Origin of the sequence: Halomonas hibernica (assembly GCF_013183775.1) — a bacterium.
Classification (GTDB): Bacteria; Pseudomonadota; Gammaproteobacteria; order Pseudomonadales; family Halomonadaceae; genus Vreelandella; species Vreelandella citrativorans.
Genome location: NZ_VIFN01000012.1, coordinates 72,086 through 81,507 on the forward strand (window position 1 = coordinate 72,086; position 9,422 = coordinate 81,507).

Genomic DNA, 9,422 nt, shown 5'->3' on the forward strand with positions numbered 1-9,422 from the left:
CTCATGTTTATAAATAATTTTTTGTAGGATTGGCATGCGCTTAACCTCTATCCGCCTTGTTGGATTCAAGTCGTTTGTCGATCCGGTCACGGTGCCCTTCGACGGTAATATGACCGCGATTGTCGGCCCCAATGGCTGTGGCAAGTCCAATATTATCGACGCCGTGCGCTGGGTGATGGGTGAGTCCTCCGCTAAAACCCTGCGTGGCGAGTCCATGGCCGACGTTATCTTTAATGGCTCGACTGGGCGCAAGCCGGTGGGCCAGGCGTCTATTGAGCTCAAGTTCGACAATCGCGACGGCACCATGGGTGGCGTGTATGCCCAATACGCGGAAATCGTGGTCAAACGGTTAGTGACCCGCGACGGCCAGTCCAACTACTTCTTCAATGGCCAAAAGTGCCGTCGACGGGATATCGCCGACCTGTTTATGGGCACCGGGCTTGGCCCGCGCTCCTACGCGATTATCGGCCAGGGCATGATCTCGCGATTGATTGAAGCTCGCCCCGATGATTTGCGCTCAACGCTTGAAGAAGCCGCGGGCATTTCTAAATACAAGGAGCGCCGCCGCGAAACCGAAAATCGTATGCGGCGCACCCAGGAAAACCTTGAGCGTTTGGACGATATTCGCGAGGAGCTGGATAAACAGCTTGAGCGCTTAAAGCGCCAGGCCGAGGCGGCCAAACGCTATCAGGAGTTAAAGCAGCAGGAGTACCGGCTTAAAGGCGAGCTGGCACTGCTACGCGGGCGCACCTTGCGGGCAGAGCAGTCGCAGCAGGAGAGCCGGGTTCGCGAGCTGGAAATCTCAGTTGAAAAAGATGTGTTTGGCGTACGCCAGTGCGAAACCCGCCTGGAGCAAGCTCGTGAGCAGCACGATGAGCTGGCCGAGGTACTGGAGCGCCACCAGCAGCAGTTTTTTGAAACCACCACGCGCATTGCACGGCTGGAGCAGGACCAGGCTCACCGGCGTAGCCGTGAGTCCCAGCTAGCCAACGATATTGCCACTGCACGGCGCGAGCTGGATGAGCAACGCCTGGTGAGCGAAGGCGACCGAGAGCGCCTTGCCGCCATCGACGAACGCTTTGAGGATCTGGCGCCCGAACACGAAGTGCTGGAAGAGCAGCTGGACGCCCTGGAACAGGCCCTGGCCGATGCTACCCCCGCCATGGAAGCCGCCGAGCAGCAGTGGTCGGACGCCGAAAATCGCTGGCGCGATGCCAGCCGCGAAGCCGACCGCAGCCAGGACCAGCTGCGCGATTTAGAGCAGCGTATTCAACGCTTACAGGCAGAGAGCCAGCGGCGGCGTCAGCAGCGCGGCGATTTGGCGGATTTGAGCGCGCTACGCGAAGAGCACGCTCAGTTCCAGGCACAGTTGGAAGAAGCTGAAGAGCGTTCCGAAGCCTTCACCCAAACGCGTGAACAGTGGCAGCAGCAGTACAGCGATGCCAAACAGCGTTATCAACAGGCAACGCTTACCCGTGATGATAAACGCGCTGAATTGAGCCAGCGCCAGGGTGAACTGGCCTCGCTACAGACCCTGATGGATGCCGCGCTGGCCGACCACGACCCGGACATGGAAGCAACCCTGGCAACCCACGGGCTAAGTAACGCCCCCCGCCTGGGTGAAACCCTCAGCGTAACACCCGGTTGGGAGACGGTCATTTCCTGGCTGCTGGCGCCCTGTTTGAATGCTCGCCTGGTCGCAAGCCACCAGCTTGCCGCACTGCCGCAGGCGTTGGCTACCGACTGGTGTTTGATTGATGAGCAAGCGCCCGCCGCTGCAACCCAGAGCCAGCGGCTGGATTCACTGGTAAGCGGCGCTGGTGCGATAGGTGAATGGTTAGCAAGTATTCACTACGTTGAGTCCGGCGCCGAGGCTGAGCAGCTTGCGCCCGGCCTTGCAGCGGGAGAAAGCGTTGTTAGCCGTGATGGCGTTTGGCGGGGGCGCGGCTGGCTGCATCAGCAGGCCAATGGCGAAGGCGTTGATGCCTTACTGGTAACGCGACGCCGTTTCAAGGAGCTGGACGCCCTGCGCGAGCAGGATGAAGACGCGCTGGCGCTGGCTGAAGAGCAGTGCGAAACGACCAGTGAGACTATTGAAGCCCTGGAGCTTTCCCGTGAACAGCAGGCTGAGCAGGAGCGTGGTCATGCTGCAAGCGTTCAGCAGTTGGCTATTAAAGAGCGTAGCGCTGCCCAAAAGCTTGAGCATTTGGAGAGCCGGGCCACCGAGCTTGATGCGGAGCTTGGGCAACTGCAAGAGGATGAAGCGGCGTTAACGCTTACCCTGGAGGAGCAGCGTGCCCGCTGGCACGTGGCGATGGAAACGCTGGAAACCACTGCACAAGCACGCGAAGAGGCCAGCGAGCAGCGTGGCCGCCAGCGCGAACAGCGCGACCAACTGACTCAGCAACACGGCCCGTTAAAAGCACAGCAGCAGACGTTGGCATTAGAGCGTGAACGGTTAACCGCTGAGCGGAGTAGTTTGCGCGCCCAGCAGACGCGCTCCAGCGAAAGCGAAGAGCGCTTGACGCTACGCATAGCAGAGCTAGAAGAGTCACGGGAAACGCTACTTGAGCCGGACGAGTTGGCCGGTGAAGAGCTTGAAGAGCTACTACATCAGCGTGAGCAGCAGGAGCGCCGCCTTAACGAAACGCGCCAGCAGGCCCAGTCGCTGACAGAACAGCTGCGCAATGATGAGCTGGCCCGCCAGCAGCACGAACGCAATCTTGAACAGAGCCGCGAGCAGCTTCAGCAGCGGCGTATGGATGTTCAGGCGCTGGCGCTAAAAGCGGCCACGCAAGATGAGCAACTGGCCGAACTGGGGCATGACGCCGATGCCCTGGCCGAGAACCTGCCAAGCGATGCCAGTGAGCAGGTTTGGCAGGAGCGTTTGGAAAGCACTGGCGAGAAGATACGCCGCCTGGGCGCCATTAATCTGGCAGCGATTGAGGAGTACGACCAGCAGGCCGAGCGACGCAACTATTTGGAAGCCCAGCACGCCGAACTGACCGAAGCGCTGGAAACCCTGGAGCGAGCGATCAAGCGTATCGACCAGGAAACGCGGGTACGTTTCAAGGAAACGTTTGATCAAGTGAATAGCGGTTTGCAGGAGCTCTTTCCCCGCGTGTTTGGCGGTGGGGCGGCCTGGCTAACGCTTACCGGTGATGATCTTCTGGAAACCGGGGTGGCGATCATGGCGCGTCCACCGGGCAAGAAGAACAGCACGATTCATCTGCTCTCCGGTGGGGAAAAAGCGCTGACTGCGCTTTCGTTGGTGTTCTCGATCTTCCAGCTCAACCCTGCGCCGTTCTGTATGCTCGATGAAGTTGACGCGCCGCTGGATGATGCCAACGTGGGGCGATACGCCAAGCTCGTAAAAGAGATGTCGGAAAACGTTCAGTTCATCTATATCACCCACAACAAGATTGCCATGGAAGCCGCCGAGCGCCTGATGGGGGTGACCATGCAGGAACCCGGCGTGTCGCGCCTGGTATCGGTGGGGATTGATGAAGCCGCAGCGCTGGTGGACTAGGCGAATTAAGGCAGAATTTTCTTAGCCTTCGCCCAGCTCGCGCATCACTGCATACAGCCTGGATTTGGCTTCAAAGCCTACGCCCGGAATATCGGGCAGGCCGACGTAGCCATTTTCAACCTGAATGCCGTCAGCGAAGCCACCAAACGGCTGGAAGACATCCGGATAGGATTCGTTGCCGCCCAGGTGTAAGCCAGCGGCGATATTCAGTGACATTTGGTGACCACCGTGGGGTACGACGCGGCGTGATGACCAGCCAAACTCATCCATCACGTTCAGCGTGCGCATGTACTCCACCAGCCCGTAGGAGAGGGCGCAGTCGAACTGCACGAAATCGCGGTCGGCACGCATGCCGCCATGGCGTAGCAGGTTGCGGGCGTCCTGGTGCGAGAACAGGTTTTCGCCGGTCGCCATGGGTAATTCATAGTGGTTGGCAAGCTCCGCCTGAAGCGCGTAATCCAGCGGGTCACCGGCTTCTTCGTACCAGAAGAGGTTATAAGGCTTCAGCGCTTCGGCGTAAGCGATTGCCGTTTTCAGGTCAAAGCGCCCGTTAGCATCTACCGCCAGGCGGCTGCCATCGCCAACAACTTCAAGCACGGCTTCGATACGCCGAATATCTTCCTCAAGCGATGCGCCGCCAATCTTCATTTTTACCACGTTGTAGCCACGCGCCAGGTAGCTGCGCATTTCGTCCTGCAGCCTGGTGTGGTCTTTACCAGGGTAGTAGTAGCCGCCAGCCGCATACACCCAGACCTTATCGTCGGCTTGGCCGTTTCGATAACGCTCGGCAAGCAGCTGGTAGAGCGGTTTGCCCTCAATTTTGGCGACTGCATCCCAAATTGCCATGTCGATCGTGCCTACCGCGACCGAGCGCTCGCCATGCCCGCCGGGCTTTTCGTTCTTCATCAGGGTGTCCCAGATAGCAAACGGGTCCAGGTTGTCGCGGGCGTGATCAATGAGCGTGTCGGGGTTGGCCTCGGTGATTCTATCCAGAAAGCGGTCACGCATGAGCGCTCCCTGGCCATAGCGCCCGTTGGAGTTAAAACCGTAGCCAATCAAGGGTTTACCGTCGCGTATCACATCAGTGATGACGGCCACGACCGAACAGGTCATTTTGGAAAAATCGATATAAGCGTTGGCAATCGGGGAGGCAATCGAAACGGTTTTCTCGCGAATATCCACAATACGCATGGCAAGCTCCTTGGTGGTTAAGTGCTTAACCCTATGCGTGACAAGGGGGGCTGCCCAATGCTATTACTAGGTGCTCCCATGCTGAAACGGCATTGCCCCATGGAACTCGTCTGGTTAGAAGACTTTACCGCCCTTGCCGAGCACGGCAGTTTTGTACGCGCTGCAAACGCCCGACATATTACCCAGCCCGCGTTCAGCCGACGGATCCGCGCGTTTGAACAGTGGATGGGCGTTAGCCTGTTTATTCGCACCCCACAGGGCACCACGCTCACCGACGCCGGTAAACACATACAGGCCAGTGCGTTTGACGCGATTGGCCGACTGTACCGCTTGCGGGCTGAAGCACAGCAAATTGCCGGAGAAGCGACCCGAACGTTGCAGTTTGCAGCGACGCACTCGCTGTCATTTACGTTCTTCCCCCGTTGGATAAGAGCCCTGGAGCAGGGAGCGCCCATGGAGGCCATGCGCCTTCACTCGGATACAATGTCCACGTGTGAGCAGTTGTTGTTACAAGGTGACTGCCAGTTCTTGTTAAGCCATCGGCATTGCGCTGTTCCCTCACGGTTATCGCCTGACCAGTTTGAGAGTATAAAGGTGGGCGAGGATTCGCTGATTCCACTGGTGGGAAAAGAATTAAGCAGTTCTCAGTGCCTGGAAGTGTTGCCTTACCTGGGATATACCGATGCTTCGGGATTAGGCCGTGTTGTTAACCACTGGCTTAATGAAAATGCCACCTCTCTTATAAGTGCGCCTCGCTTTACCAGCCACTTGGCCGCGGTGTTGATGTCCATGGTATTGGAAAATAAAGGCTTGGCATGGATACCTAAAAGCCTTTCAGAACAAGAGATTAGCGATGGTCGGTTAGTGCGTGCATTGGATGATTCGTGGGATATACCGTTAGAAATACATCTGACCCGACCACGTGTATTAGCCAGCCACTTTGCGAACGCATTCTGGCAAAAGCTGTCCAACGGTTAAGCAAATAACTGCTACAACTGTTAACAAATTGAGTAGAAATAATAAAAAAATGTGTAAAAACGCTCAACTTATCTATATTGATCATTATAAAATTGTGGTTAATGCTATGGTAGATTTACCTTGAACTAGTGTGGCTGAGCTGGATTAAAGCCTTTTGCTGTTTTTATATACAGTAGTGGCAGGTTGGTTGTTAAGCTCGCTTCGCTTTAAGAATTAAGTAAACATTAAGTAAGATAGATGCAGTACATATACACCAGGATTAAAGAGCAGATTCACGACCTGAATAATAGCAACTGAGTCTGATCACGATGAACGTCAATATTGCTTAGAAAACGTCAGGAACTGTACTTAGGAACTGTGCTTAGGAACTGTGCCATAACGTAGAAATCGCTAAAAAATGGCTCTATTTATAGTAACCGCGCTATGCTAGTGGTATTTATTTACCACCTGAAAGGTTTTCACTCAGGTATGGCGCTTTAGTAACCGGTTAAATGACCCATGGAATGTTCGACATGGAACTAAGAGAATGGTTAATCATTTTAGGACTGGCGTTGGTGTCGCTCATCGTAGTCGACGGTGTGCGACGACTCCAACGCCAGCGGCGCGTCCCTCGTCTGGACCAGGCGGTTAAGGACCTTCCCGAGGCGAAGCTAACCGAGCTGGATGATGAGGCTAAAGAAGCCGAAATTAGCTGGGAGCTTCCGAACGGTGGCGCACGTGTCGTTAAACCTGCGGACTATAGTGGGGTCGGCGCGAAACCCAAGTTGGAACGTCAAGACCATCCAGGGCCTTCCAGAGTGCTATCCGAATTTAGGCGCTCCTTTGCCAATGCGGTCCCTAAGCGTAAAGCGACTGCTCCGCCAGTGGATACAGCAGCATCTGCACAGCCTCAGCGCCAGGCCGCTGCGCCTAAAGCACGCCCGGCTGACATTGATCGTCGAGAGCCAAGCATCTTCCCGAATAGCGACGCTCCAGCTGACGTGAGCCAGGTTGAACCCCAGCCAACGGCACAAGCCAATCCTGTTAACACTCAGCCGGTAGACAAAACAGCGTCAGAAGCGCATGCGCCTATTGCCGAGCAAGTGCCAACCCAAAGCAAGCCACACACTGGAGAGCCGTCTATCTCCCTATCTACTGCCAACGAAGAGTCCGTTGCTGCGAAAGAAGAGCCTGTCGCGGTGAATGAATCCGTCGCGGTGAATAAGGAGAGCCCCGCTGAGCCGGTCCTCGCTGTTGAAACAGACGCCGATCCTGTGTTGCGTGCAGAGCCAGAAGATGCCGCTTCGGCCCGGGCGCCCAAGCGTCGTCAACTGCGTGAAGATACGGCCGGCGAGTATGACGAGCTGGATGATGATGCCGTTGATGAGTATCGGTTGGTCGATTTTGAGGGTATGGGCCGCTCGCTTAAACGTCGCCTGATACAGCGTCGCCAGGAAAAAGCCCGTAAGAAAGCTGAAAAGGCCAAGCGTGCTGAAGCCGCCGCCAAGCTGAAAGCAGAGCGCAAAGCGCTTGAAGCCGAACAGCGCCATGAAGCAAAAGAAGCTGCCGAGGCAGAAAAAGCCCGCATTGCCCAGGAACAGGCCGAAGCCCGCGAAGCCGCTGCAAGTGCTGCGGAAGCGCAGCGGGCCGCTGCACGCTATGACGAGCCTGAACCTGCTTATGCGCACGAAGTCTCAGCCGATCAGTACGATGACTATGAAGCCTACGATGAAGCGCCGGTGCGTGGCTCGCGTGATAATGTCGTACGTGCTCACCCAACGCTTGAAAAAGCGTTGCGTCATGATGTGCCGGGTGAACATGCCAAAGAAACATTGACCAACGCCGATGAGGTGGTGGTTATCAGCGTGCTCTCCCGGGACCCGGAAGGCTTCGATGGCAGCAAGTTGCTGGATCTCATTATGGCGTGCGGCCTACGCTATAGTCGCTCCATGGGGGTGTTCCACCGCTTTGAAACAGAAAGTGACGACAGCGAACTTCAGTTCTCAATGATTAACGTTGTTAAACCCGGCACGTTCCCCATTGAGGAGATGGGTGAGTTTGTAACGCCAGGCATCACTTTCCTCATGCCCTTGCCGGGAGCGGTCGACAGCGCTGCTGCCTTTGAAGCCATGGTGGAAACTGCCATGGTCGTGGTACGCCATATGGGTGGCGAGCTGAAGGATGAAAATCGCAGCGTCATGACGGCTCAAACCATTGAGTTTGCCCGCCAGCGGGTGCATGAGTTTGAACGCCGCCACCGCCTGCATCGCCACATGCAAGCCCACTAAGTAGCGCTTGCTGTTAAACGCCCGCCTTCTTGCAGAAGGCGGGTGTTTTTGTTCCAGGATGTGTCTTTTTTGTGATTGATTTTAGCCCGTACGATGGAAACCAACGTTAATGAGTCAGCCTGACCCCCAAGTGCTGGAAGAAGTCACCCAGCTGCGCGCCGAGCTTGATGAAGCCAACTACCGTTACTACGTATTGGATGAGCCAACGTTATCAGACGCTGACTATGACCGGAGACTGCAACGCTTAAAGCAGCTGGAAGCTGAAAACCCAACGCTCGTCTCTCCGGATTCACCGACTCAGCGCGTGGGTGCTGCCCCGGCTGATGGCTTTCCTTCGGTCGCCCACGCCATCCCCATGCTCTCGCTGGATAACGCGTTTAGCGGCGACGACATCGTGGCCTTTGCTGAGCGCGTCGCAGAGCGCTTGGAGTGCGCAGCAGATGACGTTGAGTTTACCTGTGAACCGAAGCTTGATGGCGCTGCGGTATCGCTGGTGTATGAGAAGGGCGTGCTGGTAAGTGGCGCCACCCGTGGCGATGGCCGCACTGGGGAAGGCATTACCTCTAACCTGCGTACGCTGCGCTCGGTGCCTTTAAAGCTAATGGGTAAGCAGATCCCTGAGCTTTTGGAAGTGCGCGGTGAAGTCATCATGCGCCACCAAGGCTTTGAAGCGCTTAACGAGCGTGCACGCGAGGAGGGCAGTAAGGTATTTGCCAACCCGCGTAACGCCGCTGCCGGTAGCTTACGTCAGTTGAACCCCGAGATTACCGCTACCCGCCCGTTGGAGTTTCATGCCTATCAGTCGGCGCGTCTGGAACCGGACATGGGCGACACCACGCATAGCGCACTAATGGATCGATTGGTAACGCTGGGCTTTCGCGCCAGTGCGGAGCTAAAGGTGCTGACCGGCCCGCAGGCGGTCGTTGAGTATTGCGAGCAGTTGGGTGAGAAGCGCGACCAGTTGGGCTATGACATCGACGGCGTGGTGATCAAGGTGAATGCACTGCGCTATCAGCGTGAGCTTGGGTTTGTGGCTCGCGCTCCCCGCTGGGCAACGGCGTTTAAGTACCCCGCTCAGGAAGAGATCACAACGCTTAATGACGTTGAGTTTCAGGTAGGCCGTACGGGTGCCATCACACCAGTGGCAAGGCTTGAGCCCGTTAGCGTGGCAGGTGTTACCGTATCCAACGCGACGCTGCACAACGCTGATGAAATCACCCGCCTGGATGTCATGATTGGCGATACGGTGGCTATTCGCCGCGCAGGCGATGTGAGTGTCACCTTGCCTAAGAATGTTTCAAATAGGTTCTGTGTGATGATAGGAAGAAGCGGGAAGCATGGGAGTTTTCTAAGGAATTTTAAGCAAGTGTTAAGTTAGTGGGGCAGTTTACCTTGTGTTTGGAAGAAGCGTTCTTCTTGTTAGGAAATATATACAACCTTTCGTGTCTTATAAAAAG

Annotated in this window: 4 protein-coding genes and 1 pseudogene; 4 read left to right on the forward strand and 1 reads right to left on the reverse strand. The window is 56.2% G+C overall.

Annotation, left to right across the window (positions count from 1 at the left end):
• The first annotated feature begins 34 nt into the window (after nt 1-34).
• Complete coding sequence (gene smc / locus FKN99_RS15360; RefSeq protein ID WP_172118690.1) at nt 35-3,529, forward strand: chromosome segregation protein SMC; 3,495 nt, start codon at nt 35-37, stop codon at nt 3,527-3,529.
• A 21-nt stretch (nt 3,530-3,550) separates the two neighbouring features.
• On the opposite strand, the gene FKN99_RS15365 is transcribed toward smc, so the two are convergent.
• The gene (locus FKN99_RS15365; protein ID WP_172118691.1) at nt 3,551-4,720 is read right to left on the reverse strand and encodes a mandelate racemase/muconate lactonizing enzyme family protein; all 1,170 of its coding nucleotides are present in this window, start codon (nt 4,718-4,720) and stop codon (nt 3,551-3,553) included.
• 78 nt (nt 4,721-4,798) lie between these two features.
• On the opposite strand from FKN99_RS15365, the gene FKN99_RS15370 reads away from it, so the two are divergent.
• The 3 genes and pseudogenes from FKN99_RS15370 to ligA form a co-directional block, all read left to right on the forward strand.
• On the forward strand, nt 4,799-5,698 hold the full coding sequence (locus FKN99_RS15370; protein ID WP_253927060.1) for a LysR family transcriptional regulator: 900 nt from the start codon (nt 4,799-4,801) through the stop codon (nt 5,696-5,698).
• Between the two features lie 512 nt (nt 5,699-6,210).
• Nucleotides 6,211-7,965: a cell division protein ZipA gene (gene zipA / locus FKN99_RS15375; RefSeq protein ID WP_172118692.1), complete on the forward strand. Its 1,755-nt coding sequence runs from the start codon at nt 6,211-6,213 to the stop codon at nt 7,963-7,965.
• Nucleotides 7,966-8,074: 109 nt separating this feature from the next.
• Nucleotides 8,075-9,238: pseudogene (gene ligA / locus FKN99_RS15380) on the forward strand (NAD-dependent DNA ligase LigA); the annotation flags it as partial.
• Nucleotides 9,239-9,422: the final 184 nt, after the last annotated feature.